The sequence below is a fragment of the Nocardioides sp. Root240 genome (assembly GCF_001428825.1).
Lineage (GTDB): Bacteria > Actinomycetota > Actinomycetes > Propionibacteriales > Nocardioidaceae > Nocardioides.
Window position 1 is genome coordinate 431019 of the sequence record NZ_LMIT01000010.1, and the last position, 18331, is coordinate 449349.

The following is an 18331-nucleotide window of genomic DNA, read 5'->3' on the forward strand; positions in this document are numbered from 1 at the left end:
CATGGAGTGATGGAGCAGGACGACGTACGAGCACGGCTCGACGCCGAGCGCGACGCCGCCCTGCAGCGGCTGGCGGACCTGAGCTGCGACCACGACGCGATCGTCGCCGCCTCCCGCGACACCAACGCCGACGACGAGCACGACCCCGAGGGCGCGACGATCGCCTTCGAGCGCGCCCAGGTCGACGCCGTCGCCCGGCTCGCCCGGCACCAGCTCCTCGAGCTCGACGCCGCCCTCGCCAGGCTCGCCGCCGGGACCTACGGCGCCTGCGAGGCGTGCGGGCTCCCGATCTCGCCCGAGCGCCTCGACGTCCGCCCCGCTGCGCGCACGTGCATCGCTTGCGCCGCCGCGCGACGCTGACAGGATGGCGGGGTGGACAGCGAGACCCGCACCTACCGCACCGGCGACCGCGAGGCCGTCCTCGACCTGACCCGCGACTGCGAGGCGTACGTCGCCGACCGCGCCGACGGCCTGCTGCACGTCTTCGTCCCGCACGCCACCGCGGGCATCGCGATCCTCGAGACCGGCGCGGGCAGCGACGACGACCTCCTGGCCGCCCTCGCCGACCTCCTCCCCGCCGACGACCGCTGGCGCCACCGGCACGGCTCGCCCGGCCACGGCCGCTCGCACGTGATGCCGGCGCTCGTGCCGCCGTACGCGACCGTGCCGGTGCTCGGTGGCCGGCTCGCCCTCGGCACCTGGCAGAGCATCTGCCTGGTCGACCTGAACGTCGACAACGAGGTGCGCGAGGTGCGGTTCAGCTTCCTCGCGGGCTAGAAACCAGCTTCTCCAGCAGGTCCGCGACGGCGTCCTGCTCCTCCGCGTACGGGTGGTACGGCAGCGCGTCGCGCTCGGGCGCTGCGCCCGCGATCCACGGATCCTTCGAGCACATGTCGTGGCCGGCCATCACGTCGGTGAGGTCGAGGAACTCCGCGCCGCCGCGCTTCGCGCCGTCGCGCTGGGCCCGCACCATCTGCTCCACGATGGCGTGGGCGAGCGGGTAGTCGCCCTTGGCCAGGGCGAGCTGGTCGCAGGTGCCCCGGGCGGGGAAGACCTGCGGGTAGCCGATCACGACGACCCGCGCTCGCGGCGCCCGCTCGGCGATCTCCGCGACGGCATCGTCGATCCGGTCGGCGATCATCTCGATCTGGTCCTTCAGCGGTACGTCGAACTCCTTGACCAGCTCCGTGCACGGCGCCCCGTCGGGGTCCTTCACGCCGAGCCCGATGCAGGTGGTGACGAGCCGGTTGAAGATCTGGCGGTCGTTGCCGCCGATCGTGAGCGTGACGAGCCGGGTGTCGGAGGTGACCGCGTCCAGCTGCGGCGGGACGGCCGGGCCGTTGACGGGCTTGTGCTCCTCGGTCAGCGCGGAGGAGTCGGCACCTCCGCAGCTCACGTCCACGAGGTCGAGCTCCAGCTGCTCGGCGAGCAGGTGGGCGTAGTTGCCGGCGGTCTGGGCGCAGCCGGTCGAACCGGTGTCCACACCGAGCTCGGGGCCGGCGGCGTAGGAGTCGCCGAGGGCGACGTACCGGCTGCCGGGGCCGATCGACGTGCCGGCCGACGGGGTCGGGTCGACGGTCGGGGGGTTGTCGTCCCCGCAGCCGACGGTGGTCGCGGCGACCACGCCGACCACCGCTGCAAGGAGCCAGCGCTCGGCCACGGATCCAGGCTTGGTCACGACCCGTCCTCCTCCATCCCCAGTGCGAGCGTCAGCGCCAGCACGGTATCGGGGTCCTCCAACCGGTCGCCGTAGAGCTCCCTCAGCTGGGTCATGCGGTACCTGATCGTCTGCGGGTGCACGAACAGTGCCGCGGCCACGTCGTCGCGCCGGCCCTGGTGGAGCAGCCAGGCGCGCAGCGTCTCGCGCAGCTTCTCCGCGGCGGCCGGGCGGAGCTCGGCCAACGGCGCCAGGACGACGGCCCGCAGGTCCGCCAGCGCCTCCGGGTCGGCCGTCAGCACCAGGCGTGGCAGGTGCTGCTCGGTGTCGCCGGTGAGGCCGAGGGCCCGCGCACGGACGACCCGGTCGTAGGACTCGCGGACGTCGAGCCAGGGGCGCGGCGGACCGACCAGCGCCTCCCGGTCACGCACGGCGCGCAGGAGCACCGCGCGCCCGCGGTCGTGGGCGTCGGGCACCATCAGCAGGGCGGCGCCGTCGAGATCGGGCAGATCGGCGGTGAGCAGGGTTCCCCGCCGCAGGGCGCGGAGCAGGGAGCCGGCCTGGGACTCGGGGACGATCACGGCGGTCAGCGTCGTCGGCGGCGTCCACTCGGCGCGCTCGGCGGACGCGAGCAGGGTGGCCTCGGGGGCACCGGTGATCAGGTGGCGGGCCAGCCGCTCGGCCATCCGCTGCCGCAGCCGCCCCTCGGTGGCCGACTCGTCGCGGTGCCCGGCGACCGAGGCCGCGGACAGCTCGTCGATGTAGGCGAAGACCAGCTCGGCGAAGGACGCCATGGTCGCTGGGCCGATGCCCTGCTCGACGGCCTTGGCGGACAGGTGCTGCCAGGAGACCCGTGCCCCGATCCGGTACGCCGACAGGAGGGCGTCCGTCGTACGCCCGCTCCGCACCTCGCCGCGCCCCAGCTGGTAGGCCCCGTCGACGGCCGAGGAACGCGGTGCCAGGGCGTCGGGGCCGCGGCGGTCGCTGATCAGGGAGAGGAAGCCGCCGAGCGCCACCTGCACGGCGCCGCGGATGGTCTCGCCCATGGGTCCGCTGAAGGCGTCCTCGTAGGGCGGCACCTCGCGGATGATCTGGTCGACGACGTCGTCGGCGACGGCGGCCAGCTCGCTCCGGATCGCGACGACGGTCTCGTGAGGGAGCAGGACGCTCTCGTCCGACCGTGGTCGGCGCAACACTCGACGCGGCATACCGCCCTCTTTTACTCCTGGCGAACAAAAGCAGTCCGAAGATTCACCGGCTGTGGTCATGAGTTTAGCGGCAGATGTTGGGAGTCTTGATGTTGTGAGCACCACGACTGCACGTCCCCGTACCGGGCGCCTGACGGGCGGGCTGCGCAACCTCCTCGACGCGGCGGTCACGCCGCTGAGCGTCGACGACCTGCTCGACCACTTCGCGCCGCTGCGTCCCGCCGCGACGGGCCTCCAGGGCCGGATCGTCGCGGTCGACGCCGAGACCGCCGACGCCGCGACCATCGTCATCAAGCCGGGCCGCGACTGGGCCGGGCACATCCCCGGCCAGTACGTCCGCGTCGGCGTCGACGTCGACGGCGTGCGCCTGTGGCGCACCTACTCGCTCACCCACGGCCCGCGCCGCGACGGCCGGATCTCGATCACCGTCAAGGCGATCCCCGGCGGCGCCGTGTCGCAGCACCTCGTCCGCACCGCCAAGGTCGGCCAGATGGTGCAGCTCGCGCAGGCCGAGGGCGACTTCGTCCTGACGCCGCCGGCCAACGGCGCGAAGCACAAGCTGCTCCTCGTCACCGCCGGTTCCGGCATCACGCCGGTGATCGGCATGCTGCGCAACCTCTACTCCCGCAACGAGGACGAGGCCCGCGCGGCCTACGACATCGTGCTGGTCCACTCGGCGATGAAGCGCGACGAGGTCATCTTCGGCCCCGAGCTGCGCGCCCACGCCGACGCCGGCCGCCTGCGTCTGGTCGAGCGGCACACCGACACCGACGGCCTGCTCACCATGAGCGACCTCGAGGCCGAGGTCCCCGACCTGGCCGAGCGCACGGCGTACGCCTGCGGCCCCGCCGGCCTGCTCGACACCCTCGAGGCGTTCTACGACGAGCGCCGCCTGACCCTCCACACCGAGCGCTTCCGCCCGACCGTCGTGGCCACCGGCGCCGAGGGCGGCACGATCAGCTTCACCGGCCCGTCCGGCACGACGGTCGAGGTCGACGGCGCCACGCCGATCCTCGACGCCGCCGAGTCCGCCGGGGTGCTGATGCCGAGCGGCTGCCGCATCGGCATCTGCATGGGCTGCGTCCTCCCGATGAAGTCCGGCGCCGTGCGCGACCTGCGCAACGGCGAGCTCACCGTCGCCGTCCCCGGCGAGACGCACCCCGACGGCGTCCCGATCCAGACGTGCATCAGCGCCGCCGCCGGCGACTGCCACATCGACCACTGACCTCCCCCACCCCCGAAAGGCTGACGATGACCACCATCACGCAGAAGCCCAGCAACCCGATCGCCCACCTCTCCCCCGAGCAGATCGAGGCACTCGGCGCCGAGCTCGACGCCATCCGCCAGGAGGTCCTCGACTCGCGCGGCGAGCGCGACGCGGCGTACATCCGCAAGGTCGTCGACGTGCAGCGCAAGCTGGAGCTCGGCAGCCGCGCCGTGCTGCTCGCCAGCATCTTCCCGCCGGCGTGGGTCGTCGGCACCGTCGGCCTGAGCGTCGCGAAGATCCTCGAGAACATGGAGATCGGCCACAACGTCATGCACGGCCAGTGGGACTGGATGCGTGACCCGAAGATCCACTCGACCACGTGGGAGTGGGACAACGCGACGCCGTCGGACGCCTGGAAGCACTCGCACAACCAGGTCCACCACGCGCACACCAACATCGTCGGCAAGGACAACGACCTCGGCTACGGCATCATGCGCGTCGACGAGGAGCAGCGCTGGCACCCGTTCTTCCTCGCGCAGCCGATGTGGAACTTCATCAACGCCTGCTTCTTCGAGTACGGCATCGCCGCCTACGACCTCGAGCTGGGTCGCAACCTGCGGGTCCCCAAGGAGAAGCGCAGCGAGGCGTTCAAGGCCAACCTCAAGGGCACGCTGACCAAGATCCGCAAGCAGGCCACCAAGGACTACGTCGTCAACCCGGCCCTCGCGATCCCGACCGGCTCGTTCCTCCCGGCCCTGGCGGCCAACTTCACCGCCAACCTGGTGCGCAACATCTGGTCGCACTCGGTCATCATGTGCGGCCACTTCCCGGAGGGCGTCGAGACCTTCGAGCTCAAGGCGATCCCCGCCAACGAGACCCGTGGCGAGTGGTACCTGCGCCAGATGCTCGGCTCGGCCAACTTCTCCGGCTCGACCGCCATGCACATCATGAGCGGCAACCTGTCGCACCAGATCGAGCACCACCTCTTCCCCGACCTGCCCAGCAACCGGTACGCCGAGGTGGCCCCCAAGGTGCGGGCCGTGTTCGAGAAGTACGAGCTCACCTACCTCACCCGGCCGTTCGTGCCGCAGGTCGCCAGTGCCTGGCACAAGGTCGTCCGCCTGTCCTTCCCCAACGGCTGGCTCGCCACGACCAACGCCAAGAACCTGCCCAGCCAGCTCAAGCTGCTCTACGCCATGACGACCGCCGACAAGCGCAAGCGCCGCGTCATGCAGCGCCTGCTCGACAGCGCGGCGCGCAAGCAGGAGCTCGCCCAGGCCGCCTGAGCGGACTCCGCCCGACCTAACGTCATAGGCACCGTGGGCTCCAGCCCACGGAACCTATGACGTTAGGTGGTTACTGACGGGTAGCATGGGCCCATGAGCACCGTGAGCTGCACGATCACCGACGGCATCGCCCACGTCCGGCTGGACCGTCCGGACAAGCTCAACGCGCTGACCCTCGAGACCCTCGAGGACCTCGTCAGCACGGCCCAGCGCCTGCGCCGCGACAAGACGCTGCGCGCGGTGATCGTCAGCGGCGAAGGCGACGCGTTCTGCGCGGGCCTCGACTTCGCCTCCGTGATGCGCAACCCCGCCGGCATCGCGAAGGCGTTCCTCCCGCGCCCCCTGCGCGGCACCAACACCTTCCAGGAGGCCCCGTGGGCCTTCCGCCGGATCCCGGTCCCGGTCATCGCCGCGGTCCACGGCCACTGCCTCGGCGGCGGCCTCCAGATCGCGCTGGCCGCCGACTTCCGCATCGCCACCCCCGACTCCCGCTGGTCGGTGCTCGAGGGCAAGTGGGGCCTGATCCCCGACATGTCCGGCATCCAGGCCCTCAAGGAGCTCGTCGGCATCGACCAGGCCAAGCTGCTCACGATGACCGCCGAGGTCTTCGACGGCAGCCGCGCGTTGGAGCTGGGCCTCGTCACCCGGCTCGACAACGACCCGCTCGCGGGAGCGCTGCGCCTCGCGAACGAGCTCTCGCAGAAGTCGCCCGACGCCGTCGCGGCCGCCAAGCGGCTGTTCAACGACACGTGGGCGTCCTCGCCCCGTCGTACCTTCGCCCGGGAGCGGGTCGAGCAGGCCTACCTGCTGGCCGCCCGGAACACGAAGGCCGCCCGCGAGGCGGCGTTCAAGAAGGCCGAGGCGGTCTACGGCCCCCGCGGTCGCTGACCGATCGGCCCCACCCGCAGGAAAAACCTCCACATCTGTCGTATCTGGCCGATGTCGTTCGTGGTCCTAGTGAGAGCACCCAGCGACACGAAGGAGACAGGGCGATGTGGACCAACACCAGCCACCAGCAGCACCTCAGCCACGACCTGCCGTGCCCGGTCTGCGGGCACGCCGCGCACACCTACCTCGCGTGCAGCGACACGTGCGCCTGCTCGCCGACCGTGATGCCGGGCTCGGTGCAGGCAGCCGCCTGACGACCTAGCCGCGCCGGGCCACCGCACGGTGGAGGAGGGCGTGGACGGCGGCCCAGGCCGCGAACCCGTCGAGCACCCACAGGGCGGGCAGGGCGACGGCGTCGAGGCCGGCGCGCCAGCCGCGGCGCCGCACGAGCACGCTCGCGGCCACGACCGTCGCGATCGCCACCACGAGCGCCACCTCGCCCAGGGCGACCCGGGCAGCCCGCTCGGCGAGCGATCCGTCCAGCACGGTGCTGCGCAGGGCGGCGACGAGGCCACCACCGAGCACGACCGGGTACGACAGGACGAGCGCGACCGAGCCGGTCCCGGCCACGATCTCGCGCAAGGCCGGCCACGAAGGGCTCCCCCTCCGCAGGGTCGCGACCGTCTCTGCCAGCTCGCGTTCCAGTACGTCGGCGCGGTGGGCCATCCAGTGGCGGTCCCGTGCCTGGGCGGCCCGGGTCGACCACGAGTCCAGGGTCTCGACCCGCAGCGGCGGCTCGCCGGCCGCGGACCGCCCGCGGCGGTCGAGCAGCAGGCCGAAGCCGCCGTACCGGCGGAGCAGGCGCATGTTGAAGTGCACGGACGTGACGTCGGAGGAGCGCAGCGGACCGCCGGCGCCGGCGACGTGGAGGACGACGTCCGCTCCGGGCCCACCGGGCGAGACGGTCCGCTCCACGCGCAGCCCGACGAGCGGGGACGGGGCGAGGCGGCCCTCGAGCCGCGCGGCCAGGTCCGCCTCGAAGACCGCGACGGCGCGGCGCAACTGGTCCGGCGCGGGGCGCTCGTCCTGGTCGTAGGCGACGACGTAGCGGCCGCGGGCGAGAGCGAGGGCGTGGTCGCAGGCCCGCACCACGTCGAGGAAGTCCGCGTCGGGCACCCGCGCCACCCGCACCCAGCCGCGGGGGTTCGTGCCACGCAGCGCGCCGACCGTCGCGGTGTCGCCGCGCGCGACGACCAGGATCGCGTCGGTCCGCTCACGGGGGTAGTCGACCGCACGGAAGTTGTCGAACAGCTCCTCGAGCCCGGCCGCGCCGCCACCGACCCGCACGATCACCGTGTACAGCGGCAGGTCGCGGTCCGCCTCCTCGTCGCCGGGCGAGCCCTCGGGCAGCCGGTGGGCCGTGCGGGCGTCCTCGGCCAGCAGCGTGTAGCCGGTCGCCGCCTGGATCACCCCGCCGACGAGGAAGACCACCGACGCCACGAGCAGCACCACACCGAGCGCCCCGAGCGGGAGGACCAGGGCCCCGACCGCGGCGAGGAGGGCCCCTGCGACGGCCAGGCACCAGTGGACGGGCCGCACCGGCCCCGGGACGGAGCCTGACGCCCTGTCCCCGATCCGGTTCAGCCGTACGTCGAGCGCGACCCGGTCGAGGTCGTGCTGCGTGCACGCGACGAACCCGACCTCGCGGTCCGGGAACACCTCCAGCACCTCGACCACGAGGTCCTCCGTCGGCGGTACGGCCGACGCGACGACCACGCGTCCGTCGTCGGTCAGCTCGCAGGCCAGCCAGCCCAGCTCGACGGCCCGCTCGACGTCGATCTCGGCGAGCAGCGCCGGGTGCGGTGGCGCGGCGACGAGGTCGCGCCGTCCGTGCCGCCACGCGCGGGCCAGGGCGGCGTGGAAGTCCTCGGCGCTGATCAGCCCGGCGTCGATCAGGTGCTGGCCGACCTGGCCGCCGCGCTGGCGCTGTCGCTCGACCGCCCAGTCCACCTGGTCACGGTCCACAAGTCCTTCGTCGACAAGCCGGTCGGCAATCGGTTCCACGCATGACCCCGTCACCGACGATACGGCGTCGCGGTCCTGATTCCCTCGCTCGGCGAGCAACCTTTACCTTCCGCTCAGGCGACGTGAAACGCTGCGCACCGTGGTGATCGAACGCGGCGACGTCCTGCTCGCCCTCGCGACGGCGTCCGTCGTCCTCAGTCTCGTGGCGCTGTTCCTCTACCGCGCCGACAAGCGCGCCGCGCAGCGCGGCACCTGGCGCACGCGCGAGTCGACCCTGCACCTGGTCGCCCTGCTCGGCGGTTGGCCGGGCGCGCTCGTGGGGCGCCGGCTGTTCCGCCACAAGACCCGCAAGCAGCCGTTCGTGACCATCCTCTGGCTGACCGTCGTCGCCCACTGCGCCGGCGCGGTCAGCCTGCTCGTCGCGGCGAGGCCGTCCTGACAACGAGCGCCGCGACCGCGACCCAGGCCGCGACGGCGTGGAGCAGCCAGTGTGCCGGCAGGGCGAGGGCGTAGAGCGCCGCCACCCGCCCCCGGCGCCGCGCGACCGCGACCGCGGCCACCACGACCGCGCCGCCGAGCACGATCGCCGCCTCGCCCATCCCGAGCCACGCGATCTGCTGCGCGAGGGCACCGTCGGCGCCGGTGCCGCGCACAGCGGCGACCAGTGCGCCCACGACGGCGACGGGGTAGGCCAGGAAGGTGAGCGGGATCAGCACCTCCCGTACGACGACGGGGTGGCCCGTCGCGCGCGCCCTCCGGACCGCCCGCACCCACGCCTCGGCCCGGTCGTGCGTCCACCGGATCGGGCCGGGATCCGCGGCACGCACCGAGATCGAGTCGAAGGGTTCGATCCGCACCCCGGCGGGCAGGTCGCTGCTCGCCAGCGCGAAGCCCCCGTGGCGACGCAGCAGCCGCATGTTGAAGTGCGTGGAGGTGGGCACCCGCTCCTCGGTGAGCCCGCCGAGGTCGAGCGCCTCGTCGACCGCCGTCATCCGCGCGAAGCCGGACCTCCCGGCGGCATCGGCGCGGCGGGCGGCGCGCAGGCCGACGAGCGGCACCGCCCCCGGTCCGGCCGAGAGGCCCGCGTCCAGGTCCGCCTCGAACGCCGCGACCGCGCGCCGGAGCTGGTCGGCGGCCGGTCGCTCGTCGGCCGCGAAGGCGACGACGTAGCGGCCCCGCGCCAGCGCGAGGCCGTGGTCGAGCGAGGCCACCGGGTCGTCGTACCGCTCGGCGGGGACGGGGACGACCCGCACCCACTCCGGCGGAGCCGCCCGTCGTACGCCGGCCGCGGTCGTGGCATCGTCGGCAGGCACCAGCAGCAGCGCGTCCAGCCGGTCGGGCGGGTAGTCGAGGCGGCCGAGGTCGGCGAGGGCGTCGCGTACCGATGCCTCGTCGGCGGCCGGCAGCAGCACGGTGTAGGCCGGCAGCAGCGTGTCGTCGCCGTCGCCCTCACCCGCCGCGACGACCGGCGTCAGTCCTGAGTAGCTCCCCACCGACTGCGACGCAGCGCCCAGGAGGAACACCAGCGCGAAGCAGAGGACGACGACCGCCAGCACCTCGAGCGGTACGAAGAAGGCCGCCACCAGTGCTGCCGCGCCCAGCACGGCGACGAGCGCGTAGTGCAGCGGCCGGACCAGGTCGGCGGGGGGCGGTTGCGCCGCGCCACGGGGCTGCCGCAGCCGCAGCGCCGCCAGCGCGACCGCGTCCAGGTCGCGGCGGGTGCACGCGACGAACTCGATCCTGCGCCCGGGGAAGCGCTCCTCCACCTCGGCGAGCAGCTCCTCCACGGCCGGCACGGACGTCGCGACGACGAGCCTCCCGTCGACCGTCAGCTCGCAGGCGACCCAGCCGAGCTCGACCACCAGCTCCGGGTCGACCTCGGCGAGCAGGTAGTCCTCCGGGGGACTCGCCACGAGGTCGCGTGCCGGCAGCTGCAGGTGCTCGGCAGCCGCGTCCAGCCGGCTGCCGTCGGGGTCCACGCGGGTGAGACTAGGCGGGCCGCTGCGCGATCGTCCTCGGATCGCCCGAACCTTTGCCTGAACCGGTGACGGTCAGCCTGCGTTCAACGCTCAGGGGTACTGCAGGTCGACGGTCTCCTCGCTGATCTCCCACAGCTTCCGGGCCGCTTCCTCGTTGCGGGCCAGCCTGCTCCGGCCGACGATCCGCGGCGGTCCGATCATCTGCCGGGGGCCGCTCGGTCCGACGAAGGTGTTGCCGGGCAGGTCCGCGGTCGCCGCCATCAGCGACGGCCAGGCACCGGCCGCCGCGGACTGCGACACCGCCTTGATGCCGGCGTCGAGGATCGTGGCGATGCCACCGGACGAGCGTCCGTACTGGCCGTTCGCCGCGAGGTGGGTGCCGGCGAAGCCGGGGTGCGCGGCGAGCGCCCGCACCGGGAGGTCGGCCTCGGTGAGTCGCCGGTCGAGCTCGGCGGTGGCGTAGAGGTTGGCGAGCTTGGTCTGTCCGTAGACCTTCCACCGGTGGTAGCGCCCCGACTGCTCGCGCGGGTTCCCGAGCGGCGCCTTCCCCGCGAAGGTGTGGAACAGCGACGCCACGTTGACCACGCGCCCGTCGCCGCTCTGCACGAGCTGCGGCAGCAGCAGGCCGGTGAGCAGGAAGGGGCCGAAGTGGTTGGTCGCCATCTGGATCTCGAGCCCGTCGGCCGTGCGCGAGTACGGCGTGCCCATCACCCCGGCGTTGTTGACCAGGACGTCGATCGAACCGATCTGCTCGGCCGCGGCAGCCGCGGCGCGCACCGACGCGAGGCTCGCGAGGTCGAGGTGCAGGGCCTCGAGGGTGGCCTCCGGCACCTCCTTGCGGATCGCGACGACGGTCTCCTCGACCTTCGCCGGGTTGCGCCCGGCGAGCACCACGCGGGCGCCCCGGCGGGCCAGCTCCAGCGCGGTGTGGTGCCCGAGGCCCCCGAGCGTCGGGCCGGTGACGATGACTGTGCGGCCCGTCTGGTCCGGCAGGTCGGCGACATTCCACTTCATGGTCGTCCTCAGGGGGTGGTGGCGAGCCGGTCGGCGATGCGCTGACCGAGGTCCTGGTCGCCGGAGATCCGCACCGCCCCCGGTACGGCGGGCCGGCGGCCGCCCGCGAGGACGATGAACGTCTCCCGGTCCATCGTCAGGCGTACGTCGGGGTCGGCCGGTGCGACGTCGAGGCGCCGGCCGCGGCCGTCCTCGCCGATCCCGACCGCGAAGGGGTCGCTGCCCGCGACCTCGAGCACCGCCGTCGTTCCGGCGGGAGGGGAGACGCGCTTGCCGACGACGAAGCCGAACGCCTCGACGAGGTAGTCGGCGGTGTGCTGGGCGCCGGCGGAGTCCATGCCGCCCGGGCGGCCGACAGCGCGGCGTACGTCCTGCTCGTGCATCCACACGTCGAGCGGCCGGTTGCGCAGCAGGGTCCGGGTGTTCCACCCGATCAGGCCGAAGATCCCGTGCGCCGTCGCGCCGGGGTCCGTCGGCGGCGCGGCCTGCAGTGCGGCGTACCGCTCGGCGGTGCGGGTCCGGAGCTCGTCGACGATCGACGCCGGCTCGCGGTCGCGCCGCGTCACCACGCCGATCTCGGTGAACTGGCTCATCGGGCTGGTTGCGTGCGGAGCGTCGCCGATGTCGGCCTGCTCGTCGGGGCCGCCGGCCAGCAGCGACTCGAGGTGCGCGGTGTGGGAGGCGACCGCCTTCACGTCCCAGCCGGCCAGGTCGGTGGGCCGCGCCCAGTCGTCCGGCCCCAGCTCCTCCAGCAGCGCGACGAAGTCCTGCACGGAGCTCCACCACGCGTCGACGTACCGGCCCAGCAGCTCGCCATCGCTCACGTCGCCGATGCTAGTGGTCATCCCCGGAAGTTGTACGGGGATGGCCTGTGTTCCGGGTGCGTGCATCGCAAGGCTCCGGCGCGCAGCCATACCTGTCGTCCAGCAAGCGTCGGCAACGCCGCGAGGTGCGCACCCGGGGCACAGGACACCCGTGGAGCTTCCGGGGATGACCACTTGTCACGGACAACCCCGGGAGATGCCGACGGCCGCCCCGGTGGACCGGGGCGGCCGTCGTACTGCACCAGCTGCGACTGATCAGGGGATCAGAACGCGGCCTCGTCGAGCTCCATCACGTCCAGGCTCGTGCCCTGGGCGATCTTCAGCTCGGCCGAGAGGCGCGGCAGGTTGAGCTGCGCGAACCACTGGGCCGCGGCGACCTTGCCCTCGTAGAAGGCCGTGTCGGCACCCGAGCCGCCGTCGAGCTCGGCCAGCGCGACCTCGGCGCCGCGGAGCAGCAGCCAGGCGCACACGACGTCGCCCAGCGCCATCAGCACGCGGGTGGTGTTGAGGCCGACCTTGTAGATGTTCTTGATCTCGTCCTGGGCGGACATGAGGTCGTTGATCATCAGGCCGACGATCGCCTCGGCGTCCGCGAGCGCGTTCGCGAGGAGCTCGCGCTCGTTCTTGAGCCGGCCGTTGCCCGCCTCGGACTCGATGAACGACTTGATCTCCGCGGCGAGGTGGCCCAGCGCCTTGCCCTGGTCCTTGACGATCTTGCGGAAGAAGAAGTCCTGGCCCTGGATCGCGGTGGTGCCCTCGTAGAGGGTGTCGATCTTCGCGTCGCGGACGTACTGCTCGATCGGGTACTCCTGCAGGAAGCCCGAACCACCGAAGGTCTGCAGCGACTCGGTGCCCAGCAGGACCCACGAGCGCTCCGAGCCGTAGCCCTTGACGATCGGCAGCAGCAGGTCGTTGACCGCCTCGGCCAGCTCGTTCTTCTCGCCGGCGGCCTTGGCGATCTGGACCTGGTCCTGCCACGTCGAGGTGTAGATGACCAGCGAGCGCATCGCCTCGGCGAAGGACTTCTGGGTCATCAGCGAGCGGCGCACGTCGGGGTGGTGCGTGATGGTGACGCGCGGCGCCGCCTTGTCGGAGGCCTGCGTCAGGTCGGAACCCTGGACGCGCTCCTTGGCGTACTCGAGGGCGTTGAGGTAGCCCGTGGAGAGCGTCGCGATGGCCTTCGTGCCGACCATCATGCGGGCGTTCTCGATGACGTCGAACATCTGGCGGATGCCGTCGTGCACCTCGCCGAGCAGCCAGCCCTGGGCGGGCTCGCCGCCGCCGACCTGCGGGTCGCCGAAGGTGAGCTCGCAGGTGTTGGACACCTTGATGCCCATCTTGTGCTCGACGTTGGTGACGTAGACGCCGTTGCGCTCGCCGGTCAGCTCACCGGTCTGGTGGTCGAAGTGGTACTTCGGGACGAGGAAGAGCGAGAGGCCCTTCGTGCCCGGCCCACCGACGCCCTCGACGCCCTTCGGGCGGGCGAGGACCAGGTGCATGATGTTCTCCTGCAGGTCCGACTCGGCGCTGGTGATGAAGCGCTTGACGCCGGAGATGTTCCAGGAGCCGTCCTCGTTCGGGGTGGCGAAGGTCTTGCCCGCACCCACGTCGGAGCCCGCGTCGGGCTCGGTCAGCACCATGGTGGCGCCCCAGAGGCGCTCGACCATGATCTCGGCGATCCGGACGTCGCGCGCGACGCCGTTGGCGTTCTTGAAGACGACCGAGCCCATCGAGGGGCCGGTGCAGTACATCCAGATCGGCGCCTGCGCACCGAGCACCATCTCGCCCGAGGCCCACACCAGCGACGGCGGAGCGGTCGTGCCGCCGATCTCCTCCGGCAGGCCCAGGCCCCAGAAGCCGGACTCCATCCAGGTGTCGTAGGACTTCTTGAACGACGCCGGGACGGGCGCGGTGTTCGTCTTCGGGTCGAAGACCGGCGGGTTGCGGTCGGAGTCGACGAAGGAGGCCGCGAGGTCCTCGCGGGCGATGCGCTCGACCTCGGAGAGGATCTCGCGGGCGGTGTCCGCGTCCATCTCCTCGTAGAGGCCGGTGCCGAGGTACTGCTGCACGTTGAAGAGCTCGAAGAGGTTGAACTCGATGTCGCGCAGGTTGCTCTTGTAGTGGCTCACTGTTCCCACCGTTTCCAGGATCGGAATGCTGTGTCTGATGGCGGCTACTCGCCAGTAACTTCCATGATACGGGCGGTGCTAACTGCCTGCAAGCAGAACCCCCGATCGAATGGCTCACACCCCATTCGGCACCAGAGCACGTAGGTCGACTGAATCGATCGAGCAATCTGAGACACTTGACCCATGCGCGTCTCCGCCAAGTCCGACTACGCCCTGCGCGCCCTGATCGCGATGACGGGGCGCTCCGACGGCCGCGCCGTGAGCGCGGAGGAGCTGGGCCGGCTGCAGGACATCCCCCACGGCTTCCTCCAGGCGATCCTCGCCGACCTCCGCCGCGCCGGCATCGTGATGTCGCAGCGCGGCCAGTCCGGCGGCTGGCGGATGGCCCGCGAGGCCGGCACGGTCTCGGTCGCCGACGTGATCCGCGCGGTCGACGGCCCCCTGGTCTCCGTCTACGGCCTGCGCCCGGAGGCCGTGAACTACAACGAGTCCGCCGAGGTGCTCCAGCACGTCTGGATCGCCGCCCGCCGCGCGCTGCGCGAGGTGTTCGAGAACGTCTCGATCCAGCAGCTCGCCGACGGCTCGCTGCCCGAGTCCGTCAAGGCGCTCACCGTCGACGAGGACGCCTGGGCCCCGCACTGAGTCGTTTGGCCGTCGCTGCGCTCCGGCATGTCGCGCCGCCTGCCAACGCCGTTTCTTCCTCCCCCGCTCGCTCGTTCCTCGCTCGCTCNNNAGATGCTTTCCGCCTCGACGGTTGGGACCCCCTCCTGACTCTGGGGGCAACGGCTCAGCCGCACCGGTGAGCCACCGATCCGGCAGGCATGCGCCGCCTCATCGTGTCCTTCGCCCTGGGACTCGCTTTCGTCGTACCGTCCGCCCTCACGCACTTCTCGGACGCGCCGCTGCAGGAAGCGCGCTGCCCGAGCGGTGACGGGCTCGACTGGGTGCTGCCCGGTGCGTGCGAGCACGCCGACGAGGCGCCGCCGGGCGTCGACGTGACGGAACCGGTCCCGACCGCCGAGCTCAAGGAGCGCGACGGCGGCGGGGCGGAGGCGTACGCCGCGGCCCAGGAGCTCGGCGTACCCGCACCGGCACAGGCGGCCGCGACGAGCCCGGCCGTGACCTGCGAGGGCGACGGCAGCGCCGGCTACCGCACCCAGGCGATGTACGTGGTCGAGGCGGGCAGGACCAACCGCTTCTCCGCACTGCAGGCCAGCTTCCAGCTGTGGGCCGCGGGCGTCGACGACGTCGTGAACCGGTCCGCGGCGCTGACCGGCGGCGTGCGACACGTCCGGTACGTCACCGAGGCGTCCGGCGGCAGCTGCGTCGCGAAGGTCCTCAACGTGACCGTGCCCGCGGGCTCGCTCGCCTCCTTCAACTCCTCCATCGCGGCCATCCAGGCGCTCGGCTACACCGAGCCGAGCCGCAAGTACCTGATGTGGACCGACGCGACCGTGCTGTGCGGGATCGCGTCGATGTACCCCAACGACAGCGACAGCCAGGGCAACCCGAACAACGGCAGCTACGCGCAGTACGCCCGGGTCGACTCCGGCTGCTGGGGCTTCGGCGACGGTGCCACGCAGCACTCGGTCGAGGCGCACGAGCTGCTGCACACCTACGGCGGCGTCATGAGCACCGCGCCGCACGGCACCCGCGCCGGTCACTGCTGGGACGAGTCGGACACCATGTGCTACGCCGACGGCGGCGGCTTCGCGATGCAGCAGGTCTGCCCGGCGGAGCGCGAGTACCTCTTCGACTGCAACAACGACGACTACTACTCGACGTACCCCGACCCGGGGAGCTGGCTCGACGGCCACTGGAACGCCGCGGACTCGCGCTTCCTGATCGGCGGCGGCAACGGCTCCGGAGGCGGTACGCCGGGCGCGCCCACCGTGCTCGGAGCGACCATCGCGGTCAACAACCCCGCCGTCCCCGGTCTGGCGACCCAGGCCTCGGTGACCCCGGCGCTGCCCACCGGCCGCACCGTCGCGAGCGTGCAGTGGAAGTCGCCAAAGGCGGACTGCTCGTTCAGCACGCCGACCGAGGTCCAGACCGAGGTCACCTGCAGCGCGACCTCCTCGACCGCGACCACCGTGACGGCGACCGTGACCGACTCGACGGGTGCGACGAAGGCGGTCACCAGCCCGCTGACCTTCGCCACCGGCACGACCCGCGCGGTGAGCATCGCGCTGGGCGCGGCCGGACAGTCCCCGGCCGATGGCGGCACGGCCGGCGTGTGCACCGGCGCGGCCTTCCCGTTGAACGCGACGGTCCTCGACACCGCGAGCGGCCGGCCGGTCAAGGGCCTGGCCACGGCGCTGACCAAGCAGACCACGACCATGACCGCCCCGGCCAGCGCCGGCTCACCCGTCACCGGGGCGACCGGTGTCGCGACCCAGCCGCAGACCGCGACGGTCTCGACGACCTACCGCGGCCGGACCGCCGCCGGGAACGTGTACGCCGCCGCCGGCCCCGCGACTCTCGTCGCCGCACCGGCGACGTGCACGACGTCGCTCACGGCCGAGCTCGCCGCCGACCGGGTCTGGTACGGCGACACCGTCGCCGTGACGGGCGACCTGAGCGCCACCAGCGGCGCGGCCACCGTGGTCCCGTCGGGCGTCAGCCTCGCGGTCCGGCTGACCACCGACGCCGGCAAGGGGCTCAGCCTCGGCACCGTGAAGACGGCTGCCGACGGGTCGTACTCCTTCGCGGCGAAGCCGACGGCCAACGGGACGATCAGCGTGGCCCTCACCGCCGGCACGTCCTACACGGGCGGGGCGGCCACCGCCGGCACGATCACCGTCGACGTACCGGACACCCTGATCACGGGTGCCGTCGACAAGACGTCGGTGGCGTACGGGCAGACCGTCACGGTGACGGGCACCTTGCGCCGCGACGCCGGCGGGACCACGTCACCGCTCGCGAGCAAGTCGGTCAGCGTCTACGTCACCCCCGCGGGCGGCACGGCCGTCAAGGTGGGCGCCGCCTCGACCAAGGCGGACGGGACGTTCAGCATCGCGGTCGCGCTCAAGGTGAGCGGCACCCTCTCGGTCTCCTACGCCGGCGCCTCCGGCCAGCCCGCAGCCAAGGTCGACGTCGGAGCGGTCACCGCGGTGTCCTGGAGCACGGCGGTGACGGCGTCCGCGTCGTCCTCGACGGTCGCTGCCGGCGGGTCGGTCACGCTCTCGGGCTCGGTGTCGCGGACCTGGTCAGGCGCCACCTCCCCCGCCCCGGCGATCAAGGTCAAGGTCACCTTCCGGGCGACCGGCAGCAGCACCACGACCGTGGTCTCGTCCGTCACCACGACGACGAGCGGGACCTTCACGGCGAAGGTCTACCCGAAGGCGAGCGGCACCTGGACGCTGACGGTCAGCGACGTGGCCGGCTATGTGAGCGCCAACAGCAGTCCGTTGACCATCACGGTCAGCTGAGCCAGGAGGGTCAGGCGACCTGGCCGAGCCTGCGCTTGAGCTTTCGGCGCTTGCGGTCGAGCTCCTCGAGCCGGACCTCGAGGGAGGCGTTGCGGCGGGCGAGACGCTCGAGCTCGCGCAGCGCGTCGGGGAGCGACTGCACCGGCCCGGTGGCGTTCGGGACCGTGTCGAGGCGCAGCGACGCCGTCCCGAACCCGACGAGCTTGCCGAACGTCTTCCAGACGTCCCTGGGCTCCCTGCCGTCGGTCTCGATGACGTGCAGGCGCTCGGGCTTGCGGACAGCGGACGCCCAGCGACCGAGCGTGGCGGTCTCGTCGTCGATGCCGGTCGTGACGACGACGTGGACCTGGTAGCCCGCGAGTCCGTCGACCAGCAACGCCACCTGCTCGGGCGCGGCGTGGGCGAGGAGCGGCTGGCTGAAGACGAGGTCGGACCTCGTCCGCTGCGCACGGCGCACCAGGCGGGTCCACTGGCCCTCGACGTCCGCGCGCTTGAGGCCCCAGTCCTTGTGGGCACGGGTCATCTCGACGGCGGCACGGAAGCTCTCCGCCGGCGCGTGGGCGAGCGAGGCCACGCCGAGCTCGACGAGTGCCTCGTGGTGGTGGGCGAGCGCGGGTTCGATCACGTCGCCGGTGCCCGGCATGCCGACGTGGATCCACGCCTTGAGCTTCTTGGCCATGCTCGCACGGTGACAGCGGCCGATGAGCGCTCCGTGAACCGTCGGTGACCGGCGGGCGTGCTGC

Annotated in this window: 17 protein-coding genes; 9 read left to right on the forward strand and 8 right to left on the reverse strand. The window is 72.4% G+C overall.

What is annotated here, in order from left to right; genetic code table 11:
• Window positions 1-9: 9 nt before the first annotated feature.
• A complete protein-coding gene (locus tag ASE20_RS12175; protein ID WP_056894802.1) occupies window positions 10-360 on the forward strand; it encodes a TraR/DksA family transcriptional regulator in 351 nt (116 codons plus the stop codon).
• Window positions 361-372: 12 nt separating this feature from the next.
• Window positions 373-777, forward strand: coding sequence for a secondary thiamine-phosphate synthase enzyme YjbQ (locus ASE20_RS12180; RefSeq protein WP_056894803.1), 405 nt, complete (start codon window positions 373-375; stop codon window positions 775-777).
• Here ASE20_RS12180 and ASE20_RS12185 read toward each other — a convergent pair.
• Complete coding sequence (locus tag ASE20_RS12185; RefSeq protein ID WP_056894804.1) at window positions 758-1678, reverse strand: SGNH/GDSL hydrolase family protein; 921 nt, start codon at window positions 1676-1678, stop codon at window positions 758-760. The two genes, ASE20_RS12180 and ASE20_RS12185, sit on opposite strands and share 20 nt — an antisense overlap.
• The gene (locus tag ASE20_RS12190) at window positions 1675-2853 is read right to left on the reverse strand and encodes a PucR family transcriptional regulator (RefSeq protein ID WP_225869097.1); all 1179 of its coding nucleotides are present in this window, start codon (window positions 2851-2853) and stop codon (window positions 1675-1677) included. The genes ASE20_RS12185 and ASE20_RS12190 overlap by 4 nt, the downstream gene beginning before the upstream one ends.
• Before the next feature lie 106 nt (window positions 2854-2959).
• On the opposite strand from ASE20_RS12190, the gene ASE20_RS12195 reads away from it, so the two are divergent.
• The 4 genes from ASE20_RS12195 to ASE20_RS25160 all read left to right on the forward strand — a co-directional run bounded on the left by ASE20_RS12195 (window position 2960) and on the right by ASE20_RS25160 (window position 6500).
• Window positions 2960-4090, forward strand: coding sequence for a ferredoxin reductase (locus ASE20_RS12195; RefSeq protein ID WP_225869098.1), 1131 nt, complete (start codon window positions 2960-2962; stop codon window positions 4088-4090).
• A 26-nt stretch (window positions 4091-4116) separates the two neighbouring features.
• Window positions 4117-5358 carry a fatty acid desaturase family protein gene (locus tag ASE20_RS12200; RefSeq protein WP_056894806.1) on the forward strand — a complete coding sequence of 414 codons (1242 nt, stop codon included), beginning with the start codon at window positions 4117-4119 and terminating at the stop codon, window positions 5356-5358.
• Between the two features lie 93 nt (window positions 5359-5451).
• Window positions 5452-6246 (forward strand): crotonase/enoyl-CoA hydratase family protein, encoded by a 795-nt coding sequence (locus ASE20_RS12205; protein WP_056894807.1) that lies wholly within the window; start codon window positions 5452-5454, stop codon window positions 6244-6246.
• Between the two features lie 104 nt (window positions 6247-6350).
• Window positions 6351-6500: a hypothetical protein gene (locus ASE20_RS25160; RefSeq protein WP_164483673.1), complete on the forward strand. Its 150-nt coding sequence runs from the start codon at window positions 6351-6353 to the stop codon at window positions 6498-6500.
• A 4-nt stretch (window positions 6501-6504) separates the two neighbouring features.
• Here the strand turns inward: ASE20_RS25160 and ASE20_RS12210 are convergent, their stop codons facing one another.
• Window positions 6505-8211 carry a hypothetical protein gene (locus ASE20_RS12210; protein ID WP_162261011.1) on the reverse strand — a complete coding sequence of 569 codons (1707 nt, stop codon included), beginning with the start codon at window positions 8209-8211 and terminating at the stop codon, window positions 6505-6507.
• 139 nt (window positions 8212-8350) lie between these two features.
• Between ASE20_RS12210 and ASE20_RS12215 the strand changes: the two genes are divergently transcribed.
• The gene (locus tag ASE20_RS12215; RefSeq protein WP_056894809.1) at window positions 8351-8650 is read left to right on the forward strand and encodes a DUF1294 domain-containing protein; all 300 of its coding nucleotides are present in this window, start codon (window positions 8351-8353) and stop codon (window positions 8648-8650) included.
• Here ASE20_RS12215 and ASE20_RS12220 read toward each other — a convergent pair.
• The 4 genes from ASE20_RS12220 to ASE20_RS12235 form a co-directional block, all read right to left on the reverse strand.
• The gene (locus ASE20_RS12220; protein ID WP_056894810.1) at window positions 8619-10190 is read right to left on the reverse strand and encodes a glycosyltransferase family 2 protein; all 1572 of its coding nucleotides are present in this window, start codon (window positions 10188-10190) and stop codon (window positions 8619-8621) included. The genes ASE20_RS12215 and ASE20_RS12220 overlap by 32 nt on opposite strands.
• 90 nt (window positions 10191-10280) lie before the next feature.
• Complete coding sequence (locus ASE20_RS12225) at window positions 10281-11204, reverse strand: oxidoreductase (RefSeq protein ID WP_056894811.1); 924 nt, start codon at window positions 11202-11204, stop codon at window positions 10281-10283.
• Window positions 11205-11212: 8 nt separating this feature from the next.
• Window positions 11213-12028 (reverse strand): maleylpyruvate isomerase family mycothiol-dependent enzyme, encoded by an 816-nt coding sequence (locus ASE20_RS12230; protein WP_056894812.1) that lies wholly within the window; start codon window positions 12026-12028, stop codon window positions 11213-11215.
• 263 nt (window positions 12029-12291) lie between these two features.
• The gene (locus ASE20_RS12235) at window positions 12292-14157 is read right to left on the reverse strand and encodes an acyl-CoA dehydrogenase (RefSeq protein WP_056894813.1); all 1866 of its coding nucleotides are present in this window, start codon (window positions 14155-14157) and stop codon (window positions 12292-12294) included.
• Between the two features lie 183 nt (window positions 14158-14340).
• Here ASE20_RS12235 and ASE20_RS12240 point away from each other — a divergent pair, with 183 nt between their 5' ends.
• Both ASE20_RS12240 and ASE20_RS12245 read left to right on the forward strand, forming a co-directional pair.
• Window positions 14341-14799, forward strand: a complete 459-nt coding sequence (locus ASE20_RS12240; RefSeq protein ID WP_056894814.1) for an RrF2 family transcriptional regulator — start codon at window positions 14341-14343, stop codon at window positions 14797-14799.
• Between the two features lie 179 nt (window positions 14800-14978).
• Window positions 14979-17588: a hypothetical protein gene (locus tag ASE20_RS12245; protein WP_056894815.1), complete on the forward strand. Its 2610-nt coding sequence runs from the start codon at window positions 14979-14981 to the stop codon at window positions 17586-17588.
• A gap of 10 nt (window positions 17589-17598) precedes the next feature.
• Here ASE20_RS12245 and ASE20_RS12250 read toward each other — a convergent pair whose 3' ends face one another.
• On the reverse strand, window positions 17599-18267 hold the full coding sequence (locus tag ASE20_RS12250; RefSeq protein WP_056894816.1) for a hypothetical protein: 669 nt from the start codon (window positions 18265-18267) through the stop codon (window positions 17599-17601).
• Between the last annotated feature and the right edge of the window lie 64 nt (window positions 18268-18331).

Coding starts and splice junctions, on each gene's coding strand:
- ASE20_RS12175 (WP_056894802.1), top strand. CDS start 10: ATGGAGCAGGACGACGTACGAGCACGGCTCGACGCCGAGCGCGACGCC.
- ASE20_RS12200 (WP_056894806.1), top strand. CDS start 4,117: ATGACCACCATCACGCAGAAGCCCAGCAACCCGATCGCCCACCTCTCC.
- ASE20_RS12205 (WP_056894807.1), top strand. CDS start 5,452: ATGAGCACCGTGAGCTGCACGATCACCGACGGCATCGCCCACGTCCGG.
- ASE20_RS25160 (WP_164483673.1), top strand. CDS start 6,351: ATGTGGACCAACACCAGCCACCAGCAGCACCTCAGCCACGACCTGCCG.
- ASE20_RS12225 (WP_056894811.1), bottom strand. CDS start 11,204: ATGAAGTGGAATGTCGCCGACCTGCCGGACCAGACGGGCCGCACAGTC.
- ASE20_RS12240 (WP_056894814.1), top strand. CDS start 14,341: ATGCGCGTCTCCGCCAAGTCCGACTACGCCCTGCGCGCCCTGATCGCG.
- ASE20_RS12245 (WP_056894815.1), top strand. CDS start 14,979: ATGCGCCGCCTCATCGTGTCCTTCGCCCTGGGACTCGCTTTCGTCGTA.
- ASE20_RS12250 (WP_056894816.1), bottom strand. CDS start 18,267: ATGGCCAAGAAGCTCAAGGCGTGGATCCACGTCGGCATGCCGGGCACC.